Consider the following 24433-nt stretch of genomic DNA (forward strand, 5'->3'; position numbering starts at 1 on the left):
GGCTTGAACTGATATGGCGCGCAAGGGCCTGTCCCTCGTCACCCTCCTGCGTACCCTGCTGGCGCTCTGCGCGCTGGGCCTGGTGCTCGCCGCCCTCTATGTGAGCCTCGGCCGGCAACTGGTGCCGCTGGTGGCCGAGTACCGGGGCGAAGTCCAGGAGAAGGCCCGGCAGGCCCTTGGCGAACCCCTGCTGATCGGCAGCCTCGAAGGTCGCTGGCAGGGCATGGGGCCGGTGCTGGTCGCCCATGACGTCACGCTCGGGGAAGGTGACGAAGTCCTGCGCCTGGACCAGGTGCGCGTGGTGCCCGACCTGCTCGGCAGCCTGCTGGCGCGCACCGCGCGCATCGCCAGCCTCGAGGTCGAGGGTCTGCAGTTGCAGGTGCAACAGGACGAAGCCGGCAAGTGGACCCTGGCCGGCATGCCCGCCCGGGACGACCAGGCCCCGTTCGATGCGCGCAAGCTGCTCGATGGCTTCAAGCACGTCCAGCGCCTGTCCCTGCTCAACAGCCAGGTCACCCTGGAGCCCTGGAAGCAGAAGCCGGTCACCTTCACCTATGTACAGACGACCCTCAGCGGCAGCGCTGCCCGGCAGCGCCTGGACGGCCGCCTGACGCTGCCGGACGGCCAGCCGCTGAGCCTGCGCCTGCGCACCCGCATCGACCCAGACGCGCTGCTGGGCAGCGAGGCCGAGATCTACCTCAGCCTGCCCCAGAGCGACTGGGCACGCTGGTTGCCCAGGAGCCTGACCCGCGACTGGCGTGTCGAGCAGCTCAAGGGCGGTGGCGAACTCTGGGTCGACTGGAAGCGCGGCGCCCTGCAAGGCGCGGTGGCCCGGCTGCATGTCGGCGAACTGCGCGGCAGCTACGCGCAACGCAAGCCCGTGGCCGTTCAGGACCTGGCGGTGGACGCCTATTTCAACCGCAGCGACAAGGGCATGAGCCTGCTGCTGGATTCCCTGGCGGTGAGCGTCGGCGAGCAGCGTTACAGCAACGCCCACATCCGCCTGGAGCAGGTGCAGGACAACGGGCAGGGCGAAGCCGAGTGGAAGCTAGCCGCCGACCGCCTCGACCTCGATCCCCTGGTGCCGCTGGTGGAGGGCCTGGTGCCGCTGCCGGACCTGGCCGCGGAACTGGTCAGCGGGCTCAAGCCCCGTGGTGCGCTGCGCAATCTGCAGGCGGTCTACCGGCCCCAGGTGGAGGGTGCCCGGCGCATCGGCTTCAGCACCAACCTGGAGCGCATCACCTTCAATGCCGTGCATGGCGCGCCGGCGGCCGAGAACGTCAGTGGCAGCATCACCGGCGACCTGGCCGGCGGCGAGCTGCGGATGGATTCCGATGATTTCGCCCTGCACCTCGATCACCTGTTCCCCAAGCCCTGGCGCTACCGCGAGGCGCACGCGCGCCTGACCTGGAAGCTGGATGACCAGGCGTTCACCCTGATCAGCCCCTACCTCCAGGTGGTCGGCGATGAAGGCAAGGTCGCAGGCGACTTCCTCATCCGCCTGCTGCGCGACCCGGCCCAGGAGGACTACATGGACCTGCGTGTCGGCTTGCACGACGGCGATGCGCGCTACACCGAGAAATACCTGCCGACCCTCTCCAGCGGCCTCAGCCCGGCCCTGGCCGAGTGGCTGAAGACCGCTATCAAGGGCGGCTCGGTCGACGAGGGGTTCTTCCAGTACCAGGGCTCGCTGCAGCACGACTCGGTGCCGGAATCGCGATCCATCAGCCTGTTCTTCAAGGTCCACGATGCCGAGCTCGCCTACCAGCCAGGCTGGCCGGCGCTGCGCGAGGCCCGTGGCGATGTGTTCATCGAGGACAGCGGCGTGCGGGTGCGGGTGCCCAGTGCGCGCATTCTCGACAGCCGCATCAGCGATGCGCGTGCCGATGTGCCCCACGTCGAGCATGGCCAGGTGCCGCGCCTGCGGGTCCGGGCCAAGCTGGACAGCAGCTTCGGCGATGGCCTGAAGATCATGCAGGAAGCGCCGACGCCAGCCGCCGAGGTGATGGCCGGTTGGCAGGGCGATGGCACCCTGGACGGCAGCCTGGACCTGGACATCCCGCTGGAGAAGGCCGGTGGCGAGCCCCGGGTGATCGTCGAGCTGGCGACCCGTGAATCGCGCTTGAAGTTCGCCAAGCCGAGCCTCGAACTCACCGACCTCGCCGGCGCCTTCCGCTTCGATACCGCCAGCGGTCTCAGCTCGCCGCAGATACGCGGCAAGGCCTTCGGTCGCGAAGTCACCGCCAAGGCGGTCGCCGAAGGGCGCAATGGCAAGGGCCGCACGCGCATCCAGGCCAGCGGCCGTGCCGCGATCAAGGATGTCTCGGCCTGGCTGGGCGTGACCCGGCCCCTGCCGGTCGCCGGCGATGTTCCCTACCAGCTCGACCTGTTGCTGGATGGCAAGGACAGCCAGTTGCGCATCGCCTCCAGCCTAAAGGGCGTATCCGTCGACCTGCCGGCGCCTTTCGGCAAGGCTGCCGACGAAGTACGTGACAGCCAGTGGCGCATGACCCTGGACGGCCCGGAGCGACGCTACTGGTTCGACTATGGCGGTCGGGCCAACCTCGCGGTTGCCGCGCCGGCGACGGACTTGGCCCAGGCGCGCGGCGAACTGCTGCTGGGCTCGGGCAGCGCGAGCATGCCGTCGAACCGCGGCATCCGGGTGCGCGGCACCCTGGACGAGCTGGACCTCGCGGCCTGGCAGGCGGTGCGGGATCGCTACGCCGCCAAGGACGCAGGTGATGCCGTCGGCCTGTTGCAGGGGGCCGACCTGCGCATCGGCCACTTCAGCGGCATGGGCATGAGCCTGGAGGACTTCCGCATCGGCCTGGCGCGGGGCGATGCGCTGTGGAAGGTCGATCTGGACAGCGACCTGCTGCAGGGCAGCGTCAACCTGCCCGATGCCAAGGGGGCGCCCATCGTCGTCGACATGGCCCGCGTGCGCCTGCCCAAGCCGCCGGAGAACGACGAGGCGGCGGAGGCCAGCCCCGACCCGCTCAAGGACATCGACCCCCATTCCGTTCCGGCGCTCGATGTACGCATCGCCCAGGTGCAGTTCGGCGACGAACCGCTGGGGGCCTGGTCGCTCAAGGCCCGGCCGACGGCCCAGGGCACCCTGTTCAGCGATCTCGACCTCAACCTCAAGGGCCTCAAGATCACCGGCTCCACCGGCTGGGAGGGCAACGCCGGGGCGAGCTCCAGCTGGTACAAGGGGCGCCTGGAGGGCAAGAACCTGGCCGATGTGCTGCTGGCCTGGAACTACGCGCCCACCGCCACCAGCGAGCGCTTCCGCCTGGACGCCGATGGCCGCTGGCCCGGCTCGCCGGCCTGGGTCAGCCTCAAGCGGTTCTCCGGCACCCTCGATGCCAGCCTGCGCAAGGGGCAGTTCGTCGAGGTCGAGGGCAGCGCCCAGGCGCTGCGTGTGTTCGGCCTGCTGAATTTCAATTCCATCGGCCGCCGCCTGCGCCTGGACTTCTCCGACCTGCTCGGCAAGGGCCTGGCCTATGACCGGGTCAAGGGCCTGCTGGTGGGCAGCGAGGGCGTCTTCGTCACCCGCCAGCCCATCGTCCTCGAAGGGCCTTCCAGCGGGGTCGAGCTCAAGGGCACCCTGGACATGGCCCACGACACCATCGACGCCAAGCTGCTGGTGACCCTGCCGGTGACCAACAACCTGCCGCTGGCCGCGCTGATCGTCGGCGCCCCGGCCATCGGCGGTGCGCTGTTCGTCGTGGACAAGCTGCTGGGCGACAAGGTCGCGCGCTTCGCCAGCGTGCAGTACGAGGTGAAGGGGCCGCTCAAGGAGCCGAAGATCAGCTTCGACAAGCCGTTCGAGAAGCCCAATTGATTCCGTCGGCCCTGCGCTGGAGTAGCATGCGGCGATATCCACTGTGGAGAACGCCATGAGTTTCGCGGTGATCCAGATGGTCAGCCAGGACGATGTCCTGGCCAATCTTGCAGCCGCTCGTCGCCTGCTCGAGTCTGCCGCCGGGAACGGTGCCCGCCTCGCCGTGCTGCCCGAGAACTTCGTCGCCATGGGCCGCCGCGACTACGGTGCGATCGGCCGCGCCGAGGCGCATGGCGAAGGGCCGATCCTGCCCTGGTTGAAACGGACGGCCCGCGACCTCAGGTTATGGGTGGTCGCCGGGACCCTGCCGTTGCCGCCGGACGATGCTCCGGACGCCAAGCCCAACGCCTGTTCGCTGCTGGTGGACGACCAGGGCGAGCGGGTCGCGCGCTACGACAAGATCCACCTGTTCGATGTCGACGTGGCCGATGCCCGAGGCCGCTACCGCGAGTCGGACGACTACGCCTTCGGTGATCGCGTGGTGGTCGCCGACACCCCCGTGGGGCGGCTGGGCCTGACGGTCTGCTACGACCTGCGCTTCCCCGAGCTGTACGGGGCGCTGCGCGAGGCCGGGGCCGAGCTGATCACCGCGCCGTCGGCCTTCACGGCGGTGACCGGCGCGGCGCACTGGCAGGTGCTGGTGAGGGCCCGCGCCATCGAGACGCAGTGCTATGTGCTGGCGGCGGGGCAGGGTGGCGTTCATCCGGGGCCACGCGAGACCTTCGGGCATTCGTCTATCGTCGACCCATGGGGTCGCGTGCTGGCCGAGCAGGCCAGCGGCGAAGCGGTGCTGATGGCCAACCGTGATGCGGAGGAACAGCTGGCGGTGCGCCAGCGCATGCCGGTGACGGCACACAGAAGATTCTTGACGCCGGCCGCACCTGCGCCTGCGAGAACGGAGAAGTTATGAGCCAATTGTTGTTATCCGTCAGTGACCAGCTGCTGGCACCCGGCGGCCTCACCATCGAGCAGCTGCCGGGCGTGCTGGGCGAGCTCGCAGGCCCGGGCATCGACGCTGCCGACCTGTACTTCCATGGCCAGGTCTCCGAGTCCTGGGTGCTGGAGGACGGCATCGTCAAGGACGGCAGCTTCCATCTCGACCAGGGCGTGGGCGTGCGCGCGCAGTCCGGCGAGAAGACCGGCTTCGCCTACAGCAACGCCATCACCGCCGACGCCCTGGGCCAGGCGGCCCGCGCCGCACGCTCCATCGCCCGCGCCGGGCAGCAGGGCCGCGTGCAGGCCTTCGCCAGCCCCGACGTGGCGCGGCTCTACGCGCCCGACAGCCCGCTGGACGTGATCGACCGGGCGGAGAAGGTCGAGCTGCTCAAGCGCATCGACGTCGCTACCCGGGCGCTGGACCCGCGCATCAAGCAGGTCACCGTCAGCCTGGCGGGTGTCTGGGAGCACATCCTGGTCGCCGCCAGCGATGGCAGCCTGGGTGCCGACGTGCGCCCGCTGGTGCGCTTCAACGTCAGCGTCATCGTCGAGCAGAACGGTCGTCGCGAGCGTGGCGGCCACGGCGGTGGCGGGCGTACCGACTACCGCTATTTCCTCCAGGAGGACCGCGCCATGGGCTACGCCCGCGAGGCGCTGCGCCAGGCACTGGTCAACCTCGAAGCCATCCCGGCGCCGGCTGGAACCCTGCCGGTGGTGATGGGGGCGGGCTGGTCCGGCGTGCTGCTTCACGAAGCGGTGGGCCACGGCCTGGAGGGCGATTTCAACCGCAAGGGCAGCTCGGCCTACAGCGGGCGGATCGGCGAGAAGGTCGCCTCCAGCCTTTGCACCATCGTCGACGACGGCACCCTGGCGGGTCGTCGTGGCTCGCTGAGCCTGGACGACGAAGGCACGCCGACCCAATGCACCACGCTGATCGAGAACGGCGTGCTCAAGGGCTACATGCAGGACAAGCTCAATGCCCGCCTGATGGGCGTGGCGCCCACCGGCAACGGCCGTCGCGAGTCCTATGCGCACCTGCCGATGCCGCGCATGACCAACACCTACATGCTGGCGGGGGAGAGCGACCCCGAGGAGATCATCGCGTCGGTGGAGCGCGGCATCTATTGCGCCAACCTGGGCGGCGGCCAGGTGGACATCACCAGCGGCAAGTTCGTGTTCTCCACCAGCGAGGCCTACCTGATCGAGAACGGCAAGATCACTGCGCCGGTCAAGGGCGCGACCCTGATCGGCAACGGCCCCGAGGCGATGAGCCGGGTTTCCATGGTCGGCAACGACCTGGCGCTGGACAGCGGCGTGGGTACCTGCGGCAAGGACGGGCAATCGGTGCCCGTGGGTGTGGGTCAGCCGACGCTGAAGATCGATGCGATCACGGTGGGGGGGACGGGAGCCTGAGGAGGGGCGTTGGGCGCTCGAAGCCGTGTGGCTTCCGGCTTCGAGCTACCAGCGGCCTTTAACGCAGCCCGCGCTGGGTTTCGTCCAGATCGCGGATGTATTTGAAGACCTTGCGCGCGGCGGCCGGCGGTTTGTTACGGGCCGCTTCGTGCTGGGCATGACGGATCAGGCTGCGCAGGTGCTGGCGGTCGGTTTCCGGGTATTCGACGACGAAGGATTCCAGGGTGTCGTCGTCACCGCCGATGAGGCGATCGCGCCAGCGCTCCAGGTTGTGGAAGCGCTCGTTGTACTGGCGGGTGGAGGCGTCGAGTTGGTCGACGAGGGTGACGATGGCCTCGATGTCCTGCTCGCGCATGAGCTTGCCGATGTATTGCAGGTGGCGTTTGCGTGCGATGTGGGCCTTGTGCTTCGGCGCGTCCAGCAGGGCCTTCTGCAACGCATCGGTCAGCGGCAGCTTGGCGAGAACATCGGGTTTGAGCGTGGTCAGACGTTCACCAAGGTCCTGCAGGGCGTGCAGCTCTTTCTTGACCTGGGTTTTGCTCTTCTCTCCGGAGAAGTCGTCGTCGAGGTATTCAGACATGGGGGCGATCCAGTGGGAAACGCCGCCATGATAACCAGTCGGACGGGGATTGTCCGGCCCGGCTGGCGCCGCAATGATGCGGTCCGTGGGGCGGTGCGCCGGGTGCGCCCGCCCCGTCGAAAGGTTTTGTGAACTGGAGTGGCTATGAGTGAAGTAGAAGTGGTCGGCCCGCAGGCCTTGCCCGAGTTGCAGGCACGGGTCGAGCGCATCCTCGCCGAAGCCGGTCGCCAGGGTGCGACGGCCTGCGAGGTCGCGGTTTCGGTGGAGCAGGGATTGTCGACCACGGTGCGCCAGCGCGAGGTGGAGACCGTCGAGTTCAACCGCGACCAGGGCTTCGGCATCACCCTGTACGTGGGGCAGCGCAAGGGCTCGGCCAGTACCTCGGCCACCGGCGACGACGCCATCCGCGAGACGGTGGCGGCTGCGCTGGCCATTGCCAGGCACGCGTCCGAGGACGAGTGCGCCGGCCTCGCCGATCGCGGCCTGATGGCCCGCGACCTGCCGGACCTGGACCTCTACCACCCCTGGGCCATCACCCCCGAGCAGGCGGTGGAGCAGGCGCTGGTGTGCGAGGCGGCAGCCTTCGATGCCGACCCCCGCATCAGCAATGCCGATGGCACCACCCTCAGCACCCACCAGGGCTGCCGCGTCTACGGCAACAGCCACGGCTTCATCGGCGGCTATGCCAGCAGCCGGCACAGCCTGAGCTGCGTGATGATCGCCGGTGGCGAAGGGCAGATGCAGCGCGACTACTGGTATGACGTGAACCGTATCGGCACCCAGCTGACCGATGCGCAGGTCATTGGTCGTCGTGCGGCCGAGCGCACCGTCAACCGCCTGGGCGCCCGCCCGGTGCCGACATGCGAGGTGCCGGTGCTGTTCGCGGCCGAGTTGGCCACCGGGCTGTTCAGCAGCTTCCTGTCGGCGATCTCCGGCGGCAATCTCTACCGCAAGTCATCCTTCCTCGAGGACGCCCTGGGGCAACGCCTGTTCCCCGAGTGGCTGAGCATCGACGAACGCCCGCTGATACCGCGCGCCATGGCCAGCGCCTCCTTCGACAACGACGGGCTGGCGACCTACGCCAAGCCGTTCGTGGAGAAGGGCGAACTGGTCTCCTACATCCTCGGCACCTATTCCGGCCGCAAGCTGGGCCTGCCCAGCACCGCGAACGCCGGAGGCGTGCACAACCTCTTCGTCACCCACGGGCAGGAGGACCAGAAGGCGCTGCTGCGCCGCATGGACCGCGGGCTGCTGGTGACCGAGCTGATGGGGCACGGCCTGAACATGGTCACCGGCGACTACTCCCGTGGCGCGGCCGGCTACTGGGTGGAGAACGGCGAGATCCAGTTCCCGGTCCAGGAAGTCACCATCGCCGGCAACATGAAGGACATGTTCCGGCAGATCCTGGCGGTGGGTAGCGATCTCGAAGTGCGCGGCAATATCCGCACCGGCTCGGTGCTGATCGAGCGCATGACGGTGGCGGGCAGCTGATCGCCCAGCCATCGTCATGAAGAACGCGTCCTGGTGGCGCGTTTTTTTATGGGTGATTTTCCCGCACCGATGGTTCCCTGACACCCGACGACACGACTTTCATGCGCCCCGGAGATTGGCGCTGTTGGGTGTTTTTGCAGCCTATCTGCCAGCCGTTACCTCGTAGGTTGCGTCCGCTGACGTGAGGCTGGGCCGCCTCCGACGCACTTTCACTTTGCAACTGTCGATAATGTTTATTATTCTCAAATACGAATATTTGCTATTTGAGGATTCGCAGTGCGGCCCCGTCTCGACGAACCCCAGGCATGCTCCGATTGGCGCTGGCTCGGCCAGCGCATCCGCTGTGCCCTGGCACCGGACGACCCGCGCCAGTTGATGCGTTTCCTCGACGATGGCCACGAGCTGGTGGTGCATCACGGCCTGCCGGCCTGGCGCATCTTCGAAGGCAGTTTCCAGCTGCTGCTGGACAGCGCGACCGACCGCGCCCTGCCCTGGCATTGGCGCTGCCTGTGCCTCGACCACGCCTATCTACCCCTGCAAGCCCTGCGTCCGCTGGCCCGCGACCCGTCGCGTCGCCAGCGCCTGCTCGGCCTGCAGCGGCGCCTGGCGACCCTTCGCCTGGCGCCATCCTTGAGCTTCATCGAACCGGAAGAAGGACATACAGCGTGACTGACACCCGAATCGAACGCGACAGCATGGGCGAGCTGGCGGTCCCCGCCAAGGCGCTCTACGGGGCCCAGACCCAACGGGCGGTGAACAACTTCCCGGTTTCCGGACAGCGCATGCCGGCAGCCTTCATCCGCGCGTTGATCCTCGCCAAGGCGGCTGCTGCGCGGGCCAACGTCGACCTGGAGCAGATTGGCCCGGCGATGGGCGATGCCATCGTCGGCGCCTGCCAGGAGTTGCTGGCCGGTGATTTCATGGCGCACTTCCCGGTGGATGTGTTCCAGACCGGCTCGGGCACCAGTACCAACATGAACGCCAACGAGGTGATCGCCACCCTGGCCAGCCGCCTGCTGGCGGAGCAGGTCAGCCCCAACGACCACGTCAACTGCGGGCAGAGCAGCAACGACATCATCCCGTCGAGCATCCACGCCAGCGCGGCCATCGAGTTGAGCGAGCGCCTGCTGCCCGCCCTCGGTCACCTGCTCAAGGTGCTCTGCGAGAAGTCCCTTGATGTTCGCCCCTACGTGAAGACCGGCCGCACCCACCTGATGGACGCCATGCCGGTGCGCATGAGCCAGGTGCTCGATGGCTGGGCCCAGCAGGTGCAAAGCAACATCGAGCACCTGCGTGCGCTGATGCCGAGCCTGCAGCAACTGGCACAGGGTGGTACCGCCGTCGGCACCGGGATCAATGCGCACCCGCGCTTCGCCGAGCGCTTCTGTTCCGAGCTGAACCTGCTGACCGGCCTGCAATTCACCCCGGGCAGCAACTTCTTCGCCCTGATCGGCTCCCAGGACACCGCGGTGGCCCTGTCCGGCCAGTTGAAGACCGTGGCGGTGACGCTGATGAAGATCGCCAACGACCTGCGCTGGATGAACTCCGGTCCGCTGGCGGGCCTGGCCGAGATCGAGCTGGAGGCGTTGCAGCCGGGCTCCTCGATCATGCCGGGCAAGGTCAACCCGGTGATCCCCGAAGCCACGGCCATGGTCGCCGCCCAGGTGATCGGCAATGACGCGGCGATCACGGTCGCCGGGCAGTCGGGCAACTTCGAGCTGAACGTGATGCTGCCGGTCATCGCTCACAACCTGCTGAACAGCATCCAGCTGCTGTCGAGCAGCAGCCGGTTGCTGGCCGACCGCGCGGTGGCGAGCTTCCGCGTCAATCAGCCGAAGCTGGACGAGGCGCTGTCGCGCAACCCGATCCTGGTCACTGCGCTCAACCCGATCATCGGCTACCTCAAGGCCGCCGAGATCGCCAAGCAGGCGTACCGCGAGGGCAGGGCGGTGATCGACGTGGCCCAGGAGAACACCGACCTCGGCCGTGCCGAACTGGAAAAGCTGCTCGACCCGGAGAAGCTCACCGAGGGCGGCCTCTAGCCGCGACCCGGGTGCCGCGCAGGCGGCGCCCTTCGCCCACCCGGAGGTGGCCGATGGAGTACTGGAAACGAACCATCGAGGCAGGCAACCACTGCTTCCGTGCCGGTGAATGGATCGAGGCGCGCGAGCGCTACCTGCAGGCCCTGGCCCAGGCGCAGATGCTCCTCGAGCGCTGGCCCGACCCGGACCAGGCGGTGGCGGCGTTCGTGGTCTCGCACCACAACCTGGCCGACCTGCACCTGATGCTCGGGCAGCCGGAGGAGACCGCCGAGAACCTCTGCGCCTGCCACGAGCGCCTGTTGCAGGTGCTGCGCGATCCAGGCCTGCCCGAGACATTGCGCGACGTCGCCTTGCGCCACAGCCGCTGCACCTACGGCAGCCTGTTGCAGTTCATCCAGGAGCACGGCGCCTATCCCCGCACCGATCGCCTGCTCGGCATCGCCCCTGGGCACTCGTCGCGGGAGACGCCGCACCTTGCCCGCAGCCGCTACTACCACTGAATGAGGACCCGACCATGACCTACAGCCTGCCCACGCTGCCCTACGCCTACGACGCCCTGGAGCCGCACATCGACGCGCAGACCATGGAGATCCATCACGGCAAGCACCACCAGGCCTATATCAACAACCTCAACGCCGCGCTGGAGGGCAACCCCCTCGGGCAACTGCCGGTGGAGTCGCTGCTGCGGCGCCTGGCCGAGGTGCCCGAGCCGCTGCGCGCTGCGGTGATCAACAACGGCGGCGGCCATGCCAACCATTCGTTGTTCTGGACCGTGATGTCACCCAGTGGCGGCGGCCAGCCCCACGGCACGGTACGGACGGCCATCGAGGCCGAGCTGGGCGGGTTCGTCGCCTTCAAGGAAGCCTTCACCAAGGCGGCGCTGACGCGTTTCGGCAGTGGCTGGGCCTGGCTCAGCGTGACGCCGGACAAGCGCCTGGTGGTGGAGAGCAGTGGCAACCAGGACAGCCCGCTGATGAAGGGGCACGTACCGATCCTCGGGCTGGACGTCTGGGAGCACGCCTATTACCTGCGCTACCAGAACCGACGCCCCGAATACATCGGTGCGTTCTACAACGTCATCGACTGGGCCGAAGTCGATCGTCGATACCGTGAGGCGATGGCCTGATGCCCGAACCCGACATGCACGGCCTGGGCGTCGAAGGGCACCTGCACACGCCCGCCCGGGGCGCCATGCTGCCCCTGCTGCCGAGCGGGCTTTCCCTGCGCCAGGTCCTGGGGCTCTGTGTGATGCTCGCCGGTTGCGTGCTGCTGTCCTGGCAGGCGGTGCTGGAGGCCGAGCGTGCGCTGGAGCCCCATCTTTGGCATGCCCTGAAGTCGGGCGCGCTGTGTGCGTTGGGCACCGCTGTCGGGACCTTGCCGGTGCTGTTCATGCGCAGCATCTCGGCGCGTACCTCCGACGCCCTGCTGGGTTTCGGTGCCGGCGTGATGCTGGCGGCGACGGTGTTCTCGTTGCTGATCCCAGGCCTCGAGGCTGCCGGGCAACTGGGCTTCTCCCGCTGGTCGGCGGGGTTCCTGATGAGCCTCGGCCTGTTGCTGGGAGCCAGCGCATTGTTCGGCCTTGGCAGACTGTTGCCGGAGCGGCCGCTGGAGGTCGACACGCGAACCGATCGCCTGGTGCTGGCGCCGCGCATCCTGTTATTCGTCATCGCCATCGTCCTGCACAACATCCCCGAGGGCATGGCCGTGGGGGTGGCCGCGGGCGCCGGGCTGGCGGGTGCGGACAGCCTGGCATTGGGCATCGCGCTGCAGGACCTGCCGGAGGGGCTGATCATTTCCCTGGTATTGGCGGGGGCGGGTATGTCACGGGGCAGGGCGATGCTGATCGGCGCGGCATCCGGGTTGGTCGAGCCGCTGTTCGCGTTGCTTTGCGCCTGGCTGGTGCAGGTGTCGGTGTTGCTGTTGCCCTGGGGCCTGGCCTTGGCGGCTGGAGCGATGCTGTTCGCGGTGACCCACGAAATCATTCCGGAGTGCCACCGCAAGGGACATGAGACCGCAGCGAGCCTGGGGCTGGCGGCGGGCTTCTGTCTGATGATGATGCTGGATACGGCGTTGGCCTGATCGGCCGATGCTTCACGCGGCGACGCAGGGAGGCGTCGCGCGGCGGTGTGTCCGCTTGCTCTGCGTGCCTGGCGCCGCTGGGGCGAGGCCTGTCTTCACTCGCCTTCGTCGAAGCGATTGTTGATCAGTTCGATCAACGCGTTGAGCGCATCGTCGTCCTGCTCGCCTTCGGTGTGCACGTGGATGGAGGTGCCCTTGCCTGCGGCGAGCATCATCACGGCCATGATGCTCTTGCCGTCCACCAGGCTTTCCGGGTTGCGACCGACGCGGATTTGGCAGGGATAGCGGCCGGCGACGCCGACGAACTTGGCGGCGGCACGGGCATGCAGCCCCAGTTTGTTGATGATGGTGATTTCGCAGGCTGGCATCGCGGCGGGGATCCTTTAACTGAGGTCGCGGTGGCGAACCTGGACGTTCTTCAGGTTGGGTTTGAGTGCCTGCCCGAGGCGTTCGGCCAGGTACACGGAGCGGTGGTGGCCGCCGGTGCAGCCGATGGCGACGGTGACATAGGCGCGGTTGCTGGCGGCGAAGCGCGGCAGCCATTTGTTCAGGTAGCCGAGGATGTCCTGGTACATCTCCTCGACATCCGGCTGGGCGGCCAGGTATTCGGCGACGACGGCATCCTGGCCGGAGTGGTCGCGCAGCTCGGGCTTCCAGTAGGGGTTGGGCAGGCAGCGCACGTCGAACACCAGGTCGGCGTCGACCGGCATGCCGCGTTTGAAACCGAAGGATTCGACGAGGAAGGCGGTTCCCGGTTCGGGCTTGTTCAGCAGGCGCAGCTTGATGCTGTCGCGCAGCTGGTAGAGGTTGAGGTGGGTGGTGTCGATCTTCAGATCGGCCAGGTCCGAAATGGGCGCGAGCAGCTTCGACTCGTCGAGGATGGCCTCGGCCAGGGAGCGGTCCTCGTTGGTCAGCGGGTGTCGCCGGCGGGTTTCGGAGAAGCGCTTGAGCAGGGTCTCGTCATCCGCGTCCAGGTACAGCACGTCGCACTGGATGTGGCGGGCGCGGGCCTCTTCGAGCAATTCGGGGAAGCGCTTGAGCTGGCTGGGCAGGTTGCGCGCGTCGATGGAAACGGCGACCTGCGGATGCAGCAGCTCGGTCTGCAACAGCGCGCGTTCGGCCAGCTCGGGGAGGAGGCCGGCGGGCAGGTTGTCGATGCAGTAGAAGCCGTTGTCCTCGAGGACGTCGAGGGCGGTGCTCTTGCCTGAGCCTGAACGGCCGCTGACGATGATCAGGCGCATGGCAAGGTCCTAGCGTCCGTTCTGGACGTCCACTACCACCTGATACAGGCTGTCGCTGCTCTGCGCCACGCGCAGGCGGTCGCGCACTTCGGTGCGGTCCAGCATGCTGGCGATCTGGCGGAGCAATTCCAGGTGCTCGTCGGTGGCGGCTTCGGGGACCAGCAGTACGAACAGCAGGTCCACCGGGGCGCCGTCGATGGCGTCGAAGTCGACGGGGGCCTCCAGGCGCAGCACGGCGCTGATGGGCGCGGCGCAGCCGGGAAGCCGGCAATGGGGGATGGCGATACCGTTGCCGAAACCTGTCGAGCCGAGTTTCTCCCGGGCGATCAGGCTTTCGAAGATATCTTGCGAGTCGAGGTCGGGAAGTTCGCGAGCAACCAGGTTGGCGATCTGTTCCAGGACACGTTTTTTGCTGCCGCCCGGCACGTTCACGAGGGAACGGCCGGGGGTCAGGATTTGCTCAAGTCGGATCATAGGAAGGGGAATGTCAGCGGGCGGTTGCGCCCTGCTGGCGGTTCAGCTGCTTTTCCTTGTGTTTGATCAGTTGGCGGTCGAGTTTGTCCGTAAGCAGGTCGATGGCCGCATACATGTCTTCATGCTCCGCATTGGCCACGACCTCACCACCGGCGATGTGCAGGGTGGCTTCGATCTTCTGCTTCAGTTTCTCCACCTGCATGATCACCTGCACATTGGTGATCTTGTCGAAGTGGCGCTCCAGTCTGTCGAACTTCTCGACGACATAGTCGCGCAGGGCGTCGGTCACATCCAGTTGATGTCCACTGATGTTGACTTGCATACCGCTTTCTCCTTATTGCCCGTGTGTAAGAGACAGGCTAACGGGCCTGCCACCGGAACACTTTGGCGTGGATCAATCCGCGTCACATCAGCCGCTTGCGTTCGCTGGAAGGCGCTATCCCGAGGGATTCCCGGTACTTGGCGACTGTGCGGCGGGCCACTTGGATACCCTGTGCTTCCAGTAAACCAGCGATCTTGCTGTCGCTCAACGGCTTTTTGGCATTTTCCGCAGCGACCAGTTTCTTGATGATCGCGCGGATGGCGGTGGACGAGCATTCACCGCCTTCGGAGGTGCTGACGTGGCTGGAGAAGAAGTATTTCAGCTCGTATATGCCACGGGGGGTGTGCATGAATTTCTGGGTGGTGACGCGCGAAATGGTCGACTCGTGCATGCCCACCGCTTCGGCGATGTCATGCAGTACCAGGGGCTTCATCGCCTCGTCGCCGTACTCGAGGAAACCGCGCTGGTGCTCGACGATCTGGGTCGCCACCTTCATCAGGGTCTCGTTGCGGCTTTGCAGGCTCTTGATGAACCAGCGTGCTTCCTGCAACTGGTTGCGCATGAAAGTGTTGTCGGCACTCGAGTCTGCCCGGCGGACGAAGCCGGCGTAGTGCGGGTTCACGCGCAGGCGAGGGACGGCTTCCTGGTTCAGCTCCACCAGCCAGCGTTCGTTGTGCTTGCGCACGATGACATCCGGCACGACGTATTCGGGTTCGCTGGCCTCGATCTGCGAGCCGGGACGCGGATTGAGGCCCTGGATCAGCTCGATCACCTGGCGCAGCTCGTCTTCCTTGAGCTTCATGCGGCGCATCAGCTGGCTGTAGTCGCGACTGCCCAGGAGGTCGAGATAGTCGCCCGCCAGGCGCTGCGCTTCGCTCAGCCAGGGAGTCTTGGGCGGCAACTGGCGCAGTTGCAGGAGCAGGCATTCGCGCAGGTCGCGAGCGCCCACACCCGCCGGCTCGAACTGCTGGATACGACGCAGGACAACCTCGACTTCGTCGAGCTCGACCTCGAGTTCGGGGTCGAAGGCTTCCACGACTTCCTCGAGGGTTTCCTCCAGGTAGCCGTCATTGTTGATGCAGTCGATGAGGGTGACGCCGATCAGGCGATCGGTATCGGACATGGGCGCCAGGTTGAGCTGCCACAGCAGGTGGCTCTGCAGGCTCTCGCCGACCGAGGTGCGGGAGGTGAAATCCCACTCGTCGTCGTCGGAGCTGGGCAGGCTGCTGGCGCTGGTCTGGTAGACATCTTCCCAGGCGGTGTCGACGGGCAGCTCGCTGGGGATGCGCTCGTGCCACTCCCCGTCTTCGAGGCTCTCGTTCTCGGAAGTGGGGGCGCTGGATTCCTGGAAGCTGGATTCCTGGCTGGCGGAGTTGGGCTGCTGCTCGCTTTCGGCCATGGGGTCGGAGTTGTCGAAGTCCTCTCCTTCCTCCTGGCGTTCAAGCATGGGATTGGACTCCAGCGCCTCCTGGATTTCCTGCTGCAGATCCAGGGTGGACAGTTGGAGTAGGCGGATGGCCTGTTGCAGCTGCGGAGTCATCGTCAGCTGCTGGCCCATCTTCAGGACTAGCGATGGTTTCATGGCAGGGGGCTTAGCACCTTATTCGCCGGCGCGCATGCGCCATCCACTACAGGGCGCCGAGGCGCCACCAGGAAGCAAATTATATGCCTGACCTTGAATGATTTTTCTACTGCTCGCAACTTCTGCGTGCAGGGCTGGCCTTCAGAGGCGGAATTCGTGCCCCAGGTAGACTTCCTTGACCAACTGGTTGGCCAGGATCTCTTCCGCACTGCCTTCGGCGATGAGTTGGCCGTCATTCACGATGTAGGCGGTTTCGCAGATATCCAGGGTCTCGCGGACGTTGTGGTCGGTGATCAGCACGCCGATCCCCTTCGCCTTGAGGTGGTGGATGATCTGCTTGATGTCGCCCACGGAGATGGGGTCGACACCGGCAAAGGGTTCGTCGAGCAGGATGAACTTGGGGGCGGTGGCCAGGGCGCGGGCGATCTCGACGCGGCGGCGCTCACCACCGGACAGGCTCATGCCGATGCTGTCGCGGATGTGGCTGATGTGGAATTCCTGGAGCAGGCTCTCCAGCTCGCGATGGCGGCCGGCGCGGTCGAGTTCCTTGCGGGTCTCGAGGATGGCCATGATGTTGTCGGCCACGCTGAGCTTGCGGAAGATCGAGGCTTCCTGAGGCAGGTAGCCGATGCCGGCGCGGGCGCGGCCGTGCATGGGCTGGTGGGTGACGTCCTGCTGATCGATCAGTACGCGGCCCTGGTCGGCCTTCACCAGGCCCACGATCATGTAGAAACAGGTGGTCTTGCCGGCGCCGTTGGGGCCGAGCAGGCCGACGATCTGGCCGCTGTCGATGGACAGGCTGACATCACGTACCACCTGGCGGCTCTTGTAGCTCTTCGCCAGGTGCTGGGCTTTGAGGGTCGCCATTACTGTGCTTGTCCCGCTTGCTGCTCTTTCTTCTTCGGCTGGATGACCATGTCGATGCGCGGGCGCGGGGTGCCGACATTGGTGCCGGTGGCGCGACCCGCGTTGACGATCTGGCGCTGGGTGTCGTAGACGATCTTCTCGCCTTCGAAGGTGTTGCCTTCCTGGATCACCTTGGCCTGGTCGATCAGCACGATGCGCTCGTTGGCGGCGAAGTACTGGATGGTCATGCCGTAGGCTTTGACGATCTGCTTGTCCACCGCAGGCTTCTGCTCGTAGTAGGCAGGTTTGCCGACCGAGGTGAAGACCTCCAGTTCGCCCTGGGCGTTCTGGGTGATGGTCACGGTGTCGCCGGTGATCTTCAGGGTGCCCTGGGTGATCACGACATCACCGCGATAGACCGCCACGCCTTGCTTGTCGTCGAGTTCGGCGCTGTCGGCCTGGACCCGGATCGGCTGATCACGGTCGCTGGGCAGCGCCCAGGCGCTGGCACTTCCGAGTGCGGCACCCAGGCTGAGCAGTAGGGGGAGGGTTTTAACGAACCTCATGCTGGCCTCTTACGTTGGACTGCAGGATCATCCTGCTGTCATTCAAGTACGCTTTCATTCCTTGTGCCGTGGTAACCCCGTTGGCGGCGTCGATTCTAACGGCTTGCTGGGTTTCCGCATATTGCTTGTCCGGGAACACGGTCAGGCGGCTGGTGGTGAGAATGGTCGGCCGGCCCTTGGCATCGGTGCGCGCCACGCGGACCTTGTCGATCAGTTCCACTTGCTCGCCTTCGGGGCCGACCTCGCCGTGCTCGCTCTGCACGTGCCAGGGGAATTCGGTGCCGCGGTAGAGCTGCAGGTCCGGATTGGTCAGCAGCGTCACGTCGCTGGCCTTGACGTGTTCCAGCTTGGCGGCGGTCATCTCGTAGTGACGTTTGCCGTCTTCCTGGTACTGCACGCTGGAGGCATTGACCACGTAGAAGTCGATGGCGTTCTCGTCCGCCTGTGCGCTGGCCTGGCGCTCCATGAAGCTTTCCGGGCGGATGTTCCAGTAGCCCAGCGCGATCAGCAGGGCGGCGACCGGGATCAGGATCAGGGCGAGGCGGAAGTTCTTCGACATGTTCCGGACCTAGAGGTAGGCGGCCTGTGCAGCGTCGAGGCTGCCCTGGGCGCGCATGATCAGTTCGCAGAATTCGCGTGCGGCGCCTTCGCCACCGCGTGCCCGGGTGGTGCCGTGGGCGTGCTGGCGGACGAAGCCATCGGCGCTGGCGACGGCCATGCCCAGGCCGACGCGGCGGATAACCGGCAGGTCGGGCAGATCATCGCCGAGGTAGGCGACCTGCTGGTAGTCCAGGCCCAGCTCCGCGAGCAGTTCGTCGAGCACCACCATCTTGTCCTCGCGGCCTTGGTAGAGGTGCTGGATGCCGAGGTTGCGGGCGCGGCGCTCGACCACCGGGGTGCTGCGGCCGGAGATGATCGCGGTGCGTACGCCGGAGTTGATCAGCATCTTGATGCCGTGGCCATCCAGGGTATTGAAGGTCTTGAATTCGCTGCCGTCGACCAGGAAGTAGAGCTTGCCGTCGGTGAGTACGCCATCGACGTCGAAGACCGCCAGGCGGATGCCCTTGGCGCGTTGCAGCAGGTCGTCGCTCATTCAGATCACCCCGGCGCGGGTCAGGTCGTGGATGTGCAGGGCGCCGATGGGGGTGTCGTTGTCGTCCACCACCACCAGTACGTTGATCTTGTGGTCGTCCATGATCTTCAGGGCTTCGGCGGCGAGCATCTCGGCCCGCACGGTCTTGCCGTGTGCCGTCATCACGTCGTCGATGCTGGCCTGGCGCACGTCCACGCCCTTGTCCAGGGTGCGGCGCAGGTCGCCGTCGGTGAAGATCCCGGCCAGCCTGCCGTCGGTTTCCAGCACGGCGGTCATGCCCAGGCCCTTGCGGGTCATTTCCAGCAGCGCATCGCGCAGCGAGGTGCCGCGCTCGACGCGGGGCAGGCTGTCGCCGCCGTGCATGATGCTCTCGACCTTCAGCAGCAGGCGGCGGCCCAGGGCGCCACCGGGATGGGAGAAGGCGAAGTCCTCGGCGGTGAACCCACGGGCCTCCAGCAGGGCGATGGCCAGGGCGTCGCCCAGTACCAGCGATGCGGTGGTGGAGGAGGTCGGGGCCAGGTTCAGCGGGCAGGCTTCGTGCTCGACGCGGGCGTCGAGATTGGCTTCGGCGGCCTTGGCCAGCGGAGACTGCGGGTTGCCGGTCATGCTGATGAGGGTGATGCCGAGGCGCTTGATCAGGGGCAGCAGGGTGACGATCTCGGCGGTGGAGCCCGAGTTCGACAGGGCCAGCACCACATCGTCCGGGGTGATCATGCCCATGTCGCCGTGGCTGGCCTCGGCGGGGTGGACGAAGAAGGCGGGTGTGCCGGTGCTGGCCAGGGTCGCGGCGACCTTCTTGCCGATGTGGCCGGACTTGCCCATGCCCACCACCACCACGCGGCCCTTGCAGGCGAGGATCAGCTCGCAGGCACGGACGAAGTCGGCGTCGATCCTGCCGAGCAGGGTGTCGATGGCTTCACGTTCCAGGCGGATGGTGCGGTGTGCGGATTGGATCAGATCGCTGGACTGGCTCATGTCGAGAGTGCAGTTGCCGAGGAAAAGGCGGGGATTATACCGGCAAAGAGTCGTTCGCTCACCCTTCATTGCATGCCCCGGTGGAGAAACCTGTCTCAGGCCTGAACAATGGGGCGCTGCGGCCTTGGGTGGCATTGTGCTGCGATGCTATAGTTCGCCGCCTGTTCGGCCACCCCTCAGGCATCGTGTCCCGGCTGCCGGAGGCGACGTCTTCAGCAGGGATGGCCGCATCGCAAGGAGTACAGATGAGCGCTGATAACGCTTACGCCGTCGAGTTGAAGGGCGTCACCTTCAATCGCGGCACACGCAGTATTTTCCAGAACGTCGATATCCGTATCCCGCGTGGCAAGGTCACCGGGATCATGGGGCCGTCCGGCTGTGGCAAGACCACCCTGCTGCGCCTCATCGCCGCGCAGCTCAAGCCAGCGGCTGGAGAGGTCTGGGTCAACGGTCAGAACCTGCCGACGCTGTCCCGGGCCGACCTGTTCGACATGCGCAAGCAGTTCGGCGTGCTGTTCCAGAGCGGTGCGCTGTTCACCGATCTCGATGTGTTCGAGAACGTCGCCTTCCCGCTTCGGGTGCATACCAAGCTGCCCGAGGAAATGATTCGTGACATTGTCCTGATGAAGCTGCAGGCGGTCGGCCTGCGCGGCGCCATCGACCTGATGCCCGACGAACTCTCCGGTGGCATGAAGCGCCGTGTGGCCCTGGCCCGCGCCATCGCACTTGACCCACAGATCCTCATGTACGACGAGCCTTTCGTCGGTCAGGACCCCATCGCCATGGGCGTACTGGTGCGGCTCATCCGCCTCCTCAACGATGCCCTGGGCATCACCAGCATCGTGGTCTCCCATGACCTGGCGGAAACCGCCAGCATCGCCGACTACATCTATGTGGTGGGGGATGCCCAGGTGCTGGGGCAGGGGACCCCCGCCGAGCTCATGGAGTCGGATAACCCGAGGATCCGCCAGTTCATGAAAGGCATCCCCGACGGGCCGGTGCCCTTTCACTTCCCGGCACCCGATTACCGCAACGATTTGCTGGGAGAGCGTTGATGCGCAAGAAGTCTCCGCTCGAGCGCATCCGCCTGCTCGGGCGTGCCGGCCTGGACGTCGTCGAGGCGCTGGGCCGTTCCACCCTGTTCCTGCTGCGTGCGCTGTTCGGCCGTACCGGCACCGGCGCGGGTTTCCAGCTGCTGGTCAAGCAACTGTATTTCGTCGGCGTGCTGTCGCTGCCGATCATCGTCGTGTCCGGTGTCTTCATCGGCATGGTGCTGGCCTTGCAGGGCTACAACATCCTGGTGGAGTACGGCTCCGAGCAGGCGGTCGGCCAGATGGTCGCGCTGACCTTGCTGCGTGAGCTGGGACCCGTGGTCACCGCGCTGCTGTTCGCCGGGCGTGCCGGTTCCGCGCTGGCGGCCGAGATCGGCAACATGAAGTCCACCGAGCAGCTCTCCAGCCTGGAGATGATCGGCGTCGACCCGCTCAAGTACATCATCGCCCCGCGGCTCTGGGCCGGCTTCATCTCCATGCCGTTGCTGGCGATGATCTTCAGCGTGGTGGGAATCTGGGGCGGTGCGATGGTCGCCGTCGATTGGCTGGGGGTCTACGATGGCTCCTTCTGGGCCAACATGCAGAACAGTGTCGAATTCACCGAAGATGTGCTGAATGGCGTGCTGAAAAGCGTGGTCTTCGCCTTCGTGGTGACCTGGATCGCCGTGTTCCAGGGTTATGACTGCGAGCCGACCTCCGAAGGGATCAGCCGCGCAACGACTAAAACCGTGGTCTATGCCTCGCTGGCCGTGCTGGGGCTCGACTTCATCCTGACCGCCTTGATGTTTGGAGATTTCTGATGCAAATCCGCACCCTGGAAATTGGTGTCGGCCTGTTCCTCCTGGCCGGGTTGCTCGCCCTGCTGCTCCTGGCGTTGCGCGTGAGCGGCCTGTCGGTCGGTGGCGCCAGCGAAACCTATAAGGTCTATGCGCATTTCGACAATATCGCCGGTTTGACTGTCAGAGCAAAAGTGACCATGGCCGGTGTGACCATCGGCAAGGTCACCGCCATCGATCTGGACCGCGAAAGCTACACCGGCAGGGTCACCATGGAACTGGAGAAGCGCGTCGACAACCTGCCGACCGATTCCACCGCTTCCATCCTCACTGCCGGCCTGCTGGGCGAGAAGTACATCGGCATCAGCGTCGGTGGCGACGACCAGTTGCTGAAGGACGGCGGCACCATCCGCGACACCCAGTCCGCGCTGGTGCTGGAAGACCTGATCGGCAAGTTCCTGCTCAACACGGTGAATAAGGAAAGCAAGTGAGGACCTTCGACATGATCAAAGCAATGCGTAACGGCCTGCTGGTTCTGCTCGCCGCGCTGCCCCTGCTGGCCAACGCGGCGCCGAGCGCGCGCGATGTGGTGCAGCAGACCACCGACAAGCTGCTCAGCGACCTCAAGGCCAACAAGCAGCAGTACCGCAGCAACCCGGGCGCCTTCTACGATGCGCTGAACAATATCCTCGGTCCGGTGGTGGATGCCGATGGCATCTCCCGCAGCATCATGACGGTCAAATACTCGCGCAAGGCGACCCCGGAGCAGATGACCCGCTTCCAGGAGAACTTCAAGCGCAGCCTGATGCAGTTCTACGGCAACGCCCTCCTGGAGTACGACAACCAGGACATCCGCGTGCTGCCCGCCAAGCAGGAAGATCCCGAGCGCACCAGCGTCGGCATGGAAGTGAAGGACAGCAAGGGCACGGTCTATCCGGTGTCCTACACCATGGTCAACCTCGATGGCCAGTGGATGCTGCGCAACGTGATCATCAACGGCATCAACATCGGCAAGCTGTTCCGCGACCAGTTCGCCGACACCATGCAGAAGAACGGCAACGACCTGGACAAGACCATCGACGGCTGGGCCGAGGTGGTGGCCAAGGCCAAGCAGACCGAGGAAGGCCAGAAGGCCGCCGGTCATGAGTGACGCAACCCTCAGCGCCGGCACTGGCGGGGAGTTGAAGCTCTCCGGCGTGCTGGACTTCCGTAGCGGCCCCGAATTGCGCGAGACCGGCGCTCGGCTGATCCGCGAGCACGGCCTGAGCGACCTGGTGCTGGACTGCTCTGGCGTCGAGAAGTCCAGCAGCGTCGGCCTGTCGCTGCTGCTGGCCTTCATGCGGGATGCACGCAAGGCCGGCAAGACGCTGAGCATCCGCGCCTTGCCCGAGGACATGCGGCAGATCGCCGGCGTCTCCGGGCTCGACGAGCTGCTGCCGCTGGAAGTGTGAAAGACGTCGAAAGCCCTCCGTCAGACCTTGCTCGCGCGGGGTTCGCAGGCGGAGGGCTTTTTTGTATCATGGCCGACCCGCGCGCGTAGGGCGCCGATTGAGGTTGAGCATGCAGGCCGTAGAAGTGAAAAGCCTCCTGGAGGCGAAGCTGCCCGGAACCGAGGTGGTAGTTGAAGGGGAAGGCTGCAACTTCCAGTTGAATCTGATCAGCGACGAGCTGGCCGGCATGAGCCCGGTCAAGCGCCAGCAGCAGGTTTATGCCCATCTGAACGCCTGGATCGCCGATGGCAGCATCCACGCGGTCACCATGAAATTCTTCAGCCTCGCTGGCTGGGCCGAGCGTTCCTGAGCCTACGGGCGACGAGATTCCAAATGGACAAACTGATTATTACCGGCGGCCAACGCCTCGATGGCGAAATCCGTATTTCGGGCGCCAAGAACTCGGCCCTGCCGATCCTCGCGGCCACCCTGCTGGCCGATACCCCGGTCACCGTGTGCAACCTGCCGCACCTGCACGACATCACCACCATGATCGAACTCTTCGGTCGCATGGGCGTGCAGCCGGTGATCGACGAGAAGCTCAGCGTCGAAGTCGACGCCAGCACCATCAAGACCCTGGTCGCGCCCTACGAGCTGGTGAAGACCATGCGCGCCTCGATCCTGGTGCTCGGCCCGATGGTCGCGCGCTTCGGTGAAGCCGAAGTGGCGCTGCCCGGCGGCTGCGCCATCGGTTCCCGCCCGGTCGACCTGCACATCCGCGGCCTCGAGGCCATGGGCGCGCTGATCGACGTCGACGGCGGCTACATCAAGGCCCGCGCACCGGCCGGTGGCCTGCGTGGCGCGCACTTCTTCTTCGATACCGTCAGCGTGACCGGTACCGAGAACATCATGATGGCCGCCACCCTGGCCAACGGCCGTACCGTGCTGGAAAACGCCGCTCGCGAGCCGGAAGTGGTCGACCTGGCCAACTGCCTGATCGCCATGGGCGCGCAGATCCAGGGCGCCGGTACCGACACCATCATCATCGACGGCGTGAAGCGCCTCGGCGGCGCGCGCTACAGCGTGATGCCCGACCGCATCGAGACCGGCACCTACCTGGTGGCCGCCGCTTCCACCGGTGGCCGCGTCAAGCTCAAGGACACCGATCCGACCATCCTCGAATCCGTGCTGCTGAAGCTGGAAGAGGCCGGGGCCCACATCAGCACCGGCAACAACTGGATCGAGCTGGACATGAAGGGCAACCGCCCCAAAGCGGTCAATGTGCGCACCGCGCCGTACCCGGCGTTCCCCACCGACATGCAGGCCCAGTTCATTTCCATGAACGCCGTGGCCGAAGGCACTGGCGCGGTCATCGAGACCGTGTTCGAAAACCGCTTCATGCACGTCTATGAGATGAACCGCATGGGTGCGCAGATCCTGGTCGAGGGCAACACCGCCATCGTCACCGGCGTTCCGCAGCTCAAGGGCGCTCCTGTCATGGCCACCGACCTGCGGGCGTCCGCCAGCCTGGTCATCGCCGGCCTGGTCGCCGAGGGCGACACCCTGATCGACCGCATCTACCACATCGACCGTGGTTACGAGTGCATCGAGGAAAAACTGCAGCTGCTCGGCGCCAAGATCCGCCGCGTGCCGGGTTAGGTGACGCTCGGGCCGACCGCTGCCGGTCGGCC

The 24433-nt window shown here is 66.0% G+C and carries 27 protein-coding genes; 16 read left to right on the plus strand and 11 right to left on the minus strand.

The window, feature by feature from the left end; all coding sequences use genetic code 11:
- Positions 1 to 13: 13 nt before the first annotated feature.
- The 3 genes from WFQ67_RS08450 to tldD are packed head-to-tail and all read left to right on the plus strand — an operon-like array spanning position 14 to position 6193.
- The gene (locus tag WFQ67_RS08450; protein WP_337056588.1) at positions 14 to 3844 is read left to right on the plus strand and encodes a YhdP family protein; all 3831 of its coding nucleotides are present in this window, start codon (positions 14 to 16) and stop codon (positions 3842 to 3844) included.
- A gap of 55 nt (positions 3845 to 3899) precedes the next feature.
- The gene (locus WFQ67_RS08455; protein WP_213628551.1) at positions 3900 to 4754 is read left to right on the plus strand and encodes a carbon-nitrogen hydrolase family protein; all 855 of its coding nucleotides are present in this window, start codon (positions 3900 to 3902) and stop codon (positions 4752 to 4754) included.
- Entirely contained in the window at positions 4751 to 6193 is a 1443-nt protein-coding gene (gene tldD / locus WFQ67_RS08460) for a metalloprotease TldD (protein ID WP_111263652.1), read from the plus strand. Before WFQ67_RS08455 ends, tldD begins: the two co-directional genes overlap by 4 nt.
- Positions 6194 to 6251: 58 nt before the next feature.
- Here the strand turns inward: tldD and yjgA are convergent, their stop codons facing one another.
- The gene (gene yjgA, locus WFQ67_RS08465; protein ID WP_173173224.1) at positions 6252 to 6773 is read right to left on the minus strand and encodes a ribosome biogenesis factor YjgA; all 522 of its coding nucleotides are present in this window, start codon (positions 6771 to 6773) and stop codon (positions 6252 to 6254) included.
- Between the two features lie 144 nt (positions 6774 to 6917).
- On the opposite strand from yjgA, the gene pmbA reads away from it, so the two are divergent.
- From pmbA to WFQ67_RS08495, 6 genes are all read left to right on the plus strand, one after another.
- Positions 6918 to 8264: a metalloprotease PmbA gene (pmbA, locus tag WFQ67_RS08470; RefSeq protein ID WP_263152898.1), complete on the plus strand. Its 1347-nt coding sequence runs from the start codon at positions 6918 to 6920 to the stop codon at positions 8262 to 8264.
- A gap of 276 nt (positions 8265 to 8540) precedes the next feature.
- Entirely contained in the window at positions 8541 to 8933 is a 393-nt protein-coding gene (locus tag WFQ67_RS08475; protein ID WP_213628554.1) for a FagA protein, read from the plus strand.
- Positions 8930 to 10306, plus strand: a complete 1377-nt coding sequence (gene fumC, locus WFQ67_RS08480; protein ID WP_213628555.1) for a class II fumarate hydratase FumC — start codon at positions 8930 to 8932, stop codon at positions 10304 to 10306. Before WFQ67_RS08475 ends, fumC begins: the two co-directional genes overlap by 4 nt.
- A gap of 53 nt (positions 10307 to 10359) precedes the next feature.
- Positions 10360 to 10806, plus strand: coding sequence for a tetratricopeptide repeat protein (locus tag WFQ67_RS08485; protein WP_213628556.1), 447 nt, complete (start codon positions 10360 to 10362; stop codon positions 10804 to 10806).
- Between the two features lie 14 nt (positions 10807 to 10820).
- The gene (locus tag WFQ67_RS08490; RefSeq protein ID WP_213628557.1) at positions 10821 to 11432 is read left to right on the plus strand and encodes a superoxide dismutase; all 612 of its coding nucleotides are present in this window, start codon (positions 10821 to 10823) and stop codon (positions 11430 to 11432) included.
- Between the two features lie 65 nt (positions 11433 to 11497).
- Positions 11498 to 12385 (plus strand): ZIP family metal transporter, encoded by an 888-nt coding sequence (locus tag WFQ67_RS08495; RefSeq protein WP_213630427.1) that lies wholly within the window; start codon positions 11498 to 11500, stop codon positions 12383 to 12385.
- A 95-nt stretch (positions 12386 to 12480) separates the two neighbouring features.
- Here WFQ67_RS08495 and WFQ67_RS08500 read toward each other — a convergent pair whose 3' ends face one another.
- The 10 genes from WFQ67_RS08500 to WFQ67_RS08545 form a co-directional block, all read right to left on the minus strand.
- On the minus strand, positions 12481 to 12753 hold the full coding sequence (locus WFQ67_RS08500) for an HPr family phosphocarrier protein (RefSeq protein ID WP_337056589.1): 273 nt from the start codon (positions 12751 to 12753) through the stop codon (positions 12481 to 12483).
- Positions 12754 to 12768: 15 nt separating this feature from the next.
- Positions 12769 to 13626, minus strand: coding sequence for an RNase adapter RapZ (rapZ, locus tag WFQ67_RS08505; protein WP_173173210.1), 858 nt, complete (start codon positions 13624 to 13626; stop codon positions 12769 to 12771).
- A gap of 9 nt (positions 13627 to 13635) precedes the next feature.
- Positions 13636 to 14100, minus strand: coding sequence for a PTS IIA-like nitrogen regulatory protein PtsN (ptsN, locus tag WFQ67_RS08510; RefSeq protein ID WP_111262502.1), 465 nt, complete (start codon positions 14098 to 14100; stop codon positions 13636 to 13638).
- A 13-nt stretch (positions 14101 to 14113) separates the two neighbouring features.
- Positions 14114 to 14422, minus strand: coding sequence for a ribosome hibernation-promoting factor, HPF/YfiA family (gene hpf / locus WFQ67_RS08515; RefSeq protein ID WP_021217832.1), 309 nt, complete (start codon positions 14420 to 14422; stop codon positions 14114 to 14116).
- 82 nt (positions 14423 to 14504) lie between these two features.
- Positions 14505 to 16004, minus strand: a complete 1500-nt coding sequence (locus tag WFQ67_RS08520) for an RNA polymerase factor sigma-54 (protein WP_337056592.1) — start codon at positions 16002 to 16004, stop codon at positions 14505 to 14507.
- A gap of 141 nt (positions 16005 to 16145) precedes the next feature.
- Positions 16146 to 16871 carry an LPS export ABC transporter ATP-binding protein gene (gene lptB / locus WFQ67_RS08525; protein ID WP_021217834.1) on the minus strand — a complete coding sequence of 242 codons (726 nt, stop codon included), beginning with the start codon at positions 16869 to 16871 and terminating at the stop codon, positions 16146 to 16148.
- On the minus strand, positions 16871 to 17416 hold the full coding sequence (gene lptA / locus WFQ67_RS08530; protein ID WP_111262500.1) for a lipopolysaccharide transport periplasmic protein LptA: 546 nt from the start codon (positions 17414 to 17416) through the stop codon (positions 16871 to 16873). The genes lptB and lptA overlap by 1 nt, the downstream gene beginning before the upstream one ends.
- Entirely contained in the window at positions 17403 to 17975 is a 573-nt protein-coding gene (lptC, locus tag WFQ67_RS08535) for an LPS export ABC transporter periplasmic protein LptC (protein ID WP_213628560.1), read from the minus strand. The genes lptA and lptC overlap by 14 nt, the downstream gene beginning before the upstream one ends.
- Positions 17976 to 17984: 9 nt before the next feature.
- Positions 17985 to 18509: a KdsC family phosphatase gene (locus WFQ67_RS08540; protein ID WP_213628561.1), complete on the minus strand. Its 525-nt coding sequence runs from the start codon at positions 18507 to 18509 to the stop codon at positions 17985 to 17987.
- Complete coding sequence (locus WFQ67_RS08545; protein ID WP_213628562.1) at positions 18510 to 19484, minus strand: KpsF/GutQ family sugar-phosphate isomerase; 975 nt, start codon at positions 19482 to 19484, stop codon at positions 18510 to 18512.
- Between the two features lie 245 nt (positions 19485 to 19729).
- On the opposite strand from WFQ67_RS08545, the gene WFQ67_RS08550 reads away from it, so the two are divergent.
- From WFQ67_RS08550 to murA, 7 genes are all read left to right on the plus strand, one after another.
- Complete coding sequence (locus WFQ67_RS08550; RefSeq protein WP_111262496.1) at positions 19730 to 20539, plus strand: ATP-binding cassette domain-containing protein; 810 nt, start codon at positions 19730 to 19732, stop codon at positions 20537 to 20539.
- Positions 20539 to 21336 carry a lipid asymmetry maintenance ABC transporter permease subunit MlaE gene (gene mlaE, locus WFQ67_RS08555; RefSeq protein ID WP_111262495.1) on the plus strand — a complete coding sequence of 266 codons (798 nt, stop codon included), beginning with the start codon at positions 20539 to 20541 and terminating at the stop codon, positions 21334 to 21336. The genes WFQ67_RS08550 and mlaE overlap by 1 nt, the downstream gene beginning before the upstream one ends.
- Entirely contained in the window at positions 21336 to 21803 is a 468-nt protein-coding gene (gene mlaD / locus WFQ67_RS08560; protein WP_021217841.1) for an outer membrane lipid asymmetry maintenance protein MlaD, read from the plus strand. Before mlaE ends, mlaD begins: the two co-directional genes overlap by 1 nt.
- 11 nt (positions 21804 to 21814) lie before the next feature.
- A complete protein-coding gene (locus tag WFQ67_RS08565) occupies positions 21815 to 22462 on the plus strand; it encodes an MlaC/ttg2D family ABC transporter substrate-binding protein (protein WP_173173198.1) in 648 nt (215 codons plus the stop codon).
- Positions 22455 to 22763, plus strand: a complete 309-nt coding sequence (locus WFQ67_RS08570; RefSeq protein WP_337056593.1) for an STAS domain-containing protein — start codon at positions 22455 to 22457, stop codon at positions 22761 to 22763. The genes WFQ67_RS08565 and WFQ67_RS08570 overlap by 8 nt, the downstream gene beginning before the upstream one ends.
- Before the next feature lie 109 nt (positions 22764 to 22872).
- Positions 22873 to 23112 (plus strand): BolA family protein, encoded by a 240-nt coding sequence (locus WFQ67_RS08575; RefSeq protein WP_173173194.1) that lies wholly within the window; start codon positions 22873 to 22875, stop codon positions 23110 to 23112.
- A 23-nt stretch (positions 23113 to 23135) separates the two neighbouring features.
- On the plus strand, positions 23136 to 24401 hold the full coding sequence (murA, locus tag WFQ67_RS08580; protein WP_043241471.1) for a UDP-N-acetylglucosamine 1-carboxyvinyltransferase: 1266 nt from the start codon (positions 23136 to 23138) through the stop codon (positions 24399 to 24401).
- Positions 24402 to 24433 lie beyond the last annotated feature (32 nt).

The sequence above is a fragment of the Pseudomonas sp. USHLN015 genome (assembly GCF_037153275.1).
Taxonomy (GTDB): domain Bacteria; phylum Pseudomonadota; class Gammaproteobacteria; order Pseudomonadales; family Pseudomonadaceae; genus Metapseudomonas; species Metapseudomonas tohonis.

Bases quoted from the DNA above. Each gene is read 5' to 3' on its own strand.
- hpf (WP_021217832.1), bottom strand. From the start codon at position 14,422: ATGCAAGTCAACATCAGTGGACATCAACTGGATGTGACCGACGCCCTG.
- lptA (WP_111262500.1), bottom strand. From the start codon at position 17,416: ATGAGGTTCGTTAAAACCCTCCCCCTACTGCTCAGCCTGGGTGCCGCA.
- mlaD (WP_021217841.1), top strand. From the start codon at position 21,336: ATGCAAATCCGCACCCTGGAAATTGGTGTCGGCCTGTTCCTCCTGGCC.
- ptsN (WP_111262502.1), bottom strand. From the start codon at position 14,100: ATGATCCGACTTGAGCAAATCCTGACCCCCGGCCGTTCCCTCGTGAAC.
- WFQ67_RS08550 (WP_111262496.1), top strand. From the start codon at position 19,730: ATGAGCGCTGATAACGCTTACGCCGTCGAGTTGAAGGGCGTCACCTTC.
- lptC (WP_213628560.1), bottom strand. From the start codon at position 17,975: ATGTCGAAGAACTTCCGCCTCGCCCTGATCCTGATCCCGGTCGCCGCC.
- WFQ67_RS08520 (WP_337056592.1), bottom strand. From the start codon at position 16,004: ATGAAACCATCGCTAGTCCTGAAGATGGGCCAGCAGCTGACGATGACT.
- lptB (WP_021217834.1), bottom strand. From the start codon at position 16,871: ATGGCGACCCTCAAAGCCCAGCACCTGGCGAAGAGCTACAAGAGCCGC.
- mlaE (WP_111262495.1), top strand. From the start codon at position 20,539: ATGCGCAAGAAGTCTCCGCTCGAGCGCATCCGCCTGCTCGGGCGTGCC.
- WFQ67_RS08495 (WP_213630427.1), top strand. From the start codon at position 11,498: ATGCTGCCCCTGCTGCCGAGCGGGCTTTCCCTGCGCCAGGTCCTGGGG.
- WFQ67_RS08450 (WP_337056588.1), top strand. From the start codon at position 14: ATGGCGCGCAAGGGCCTGTCCCTCGTCACCCTCCTGCGTACCCTGCTG.
- WFQ67_RS08575 (WP_173173194.1), top strand. From the start codon at position 22,873: ATGCAGGCCGTAGAAGTGAAAAGCCTCCTGGAGGCGAAGCTGCCCGGA.
- WFQ67_RS08500 (WP_337056589.1), bottom strand. From the start codon at position 12,753: ATGCCAGCCTGCGAAATCACCATCATCAACAAACTGGGGCTGCATGCC.
- rapZ (WP_173173210.1), bottom strand. From the start codon at position 13,626: ATGCGCCTGATCATCGTCAGCGGCCGTTCAGGCTCAGGCAAGAGCACC.
- WFQ67_RS08565 (WP_173173198.1), top strand. From the start codon at position 21,815: ATGATCAAAGCAATGCGTAACGGCCTGCTGGTTCTGCTCGCCGCGCTG.
- WFQ67_RS08485 (WP_213628556.1), top strand. From the start codon at position 10,360: ATGGAGTACTGGAAACGAACCATCGAGGCAGGCAACCACTGCTTCCGT.
- yjgA (WP_173173224.1), bottom strand. From the start codon at position 6,773: ATGTCTGAATACCTCGACGACGACTTCTCCGGAGAGAAGAGCAAAACC.
- WFQ67_RS08545 (WP_213628562.1), bottom strand. From the start codon at position 19,484: ATGAGCCAGTCCAGCGATCTGATCCAATCCGCACACCGCACCATCCGC.
- tldD (WP_111263652.1), top strand. From the start codon at position 4,751: ATGAGCCAATTGTTGTTATCCGTCAGTGACCAGCTGCTGGCACCCGGC.
- murA (WP_043241471.1), top strand. From the start codon at position 23,136: ATGGACAAACTGATTATTACCGGCGGCCAACGCCTCGATGGCGAAATC.
- WFQ67_RS08570 (WP_337056593.1), top strand. From the start codon at position 22,455: ATGAGTGACGCAACCCTCAGCGCCGGCACTGGCGGGGAGTTGAAGCTC.
- WFQ67_RS08455 (WP_213628551.1), top strand. From the start codon at position 3,900: ATGAGTTTCGCGGTGATCCAGATGGTCAGCCAGGACGATGTCCTGGCC.
- WFQ67_RS08490 (WP_213628557.1), top strand. From the start codon at position 10,821: ATGACCTACAGCCTGCCCACGCTGCCCTACGCCTACGACGCCCTGGAG.
- pmbA (WP_263152898.1), top strand. From the start codon at position 6,918: ATGAGTGAAGTAGAAGTGGTCGGCCCGCAGGCCTTGCCCGAGTTGCAG.
- WFQ67_RS08540 (WP_213628561.1), bottom strand. From the start codon at position 18,509: ATGAGCGACGACCTGCTGCAACGCGCCAAGGGCATCCGCCTGGCGGTC.